The 724-nt window shown below is 30.9% G+C and carries 1 protein-coding gene; it reads left to right on the top strand.

Annotated features, from left to right (window positions below):
- Positions 1-55: 55 nt before the first annotated feature.
- Positions 56-724: Rpn family recombination-promoting nuclease/putative transposase (locus DW114_RS14640; RefSeq protein WP_117454486.1), on the top strand; the 669-nt coding region annotated here is incomplete at its 3' end.

Genomic DNA, 724 nt, shown 5'->3' with positions numbered 1-724 from the left:
TTTACGTATGTAAATATTATAAGGGTACAATACCCTGGAAAGTTAGAGGACAACAATGAAATATCTCAAAAAAAGCAAAAAGAAAAACCTGAATAGGCGTCAAAAGAAATTTGAAAGAAGATTAAAGAGAATTGTAGTTACTTATGATAATGATTATTGTTTTAAGGACTACTTCGGTATGGATGATTTAGATTCTATGGAAATGCGCAATTATATTTGTGAGTATTCTATAGGCAATGGTGTTAAAATCGTAAAATCAACGATCTTAAACGTTGAAATATTACCAGATCAGCTTGGCAACAAAAAAATTATTTTAGATATTTTAGCTGAAGATTCTAATGGGAACCTTTACAATATCGAAATGCAAAGAGCTCCTACGATTGCTGATTATTTTCGGTGGGAGTATTATGGCGCAAGAAATCTTAGTTCACGTTTGAAAAAAGGTGGAAAGTATATAAATTTAAAACCTGTATATCAGATTATTTTTATGCGTGGCTATGCTTATGGTAATCATAACCTTATCAATCGTTATATTATGCGTAATGATAATGGCCAACAGGAACATGAAAATCCTTTGATGCACCGTATATATGTAAGCCTTCCAGCAATTGATCACATTGTAGCAGAAAAAGGAAAAAATAATTTAAATGAATTTGAAAAAATCATTTACCTATTTGAACATAACGAGCCTTGTGATACAATAGAACCAGGAAAGATGGTGAAT

Source organism: Absiella sp. AM09-50, from assembly GCF_003433845.1.
GTDB lineage: Bacteria > Bacillota_I > Bacilli_A > Erysipelotrichales > Erysipelotrichaceae > Hoskinsella > Hoskinsella hominis.
This window is presented reverse-complemented; position numbering and strand designations above follow the sequence as displayed.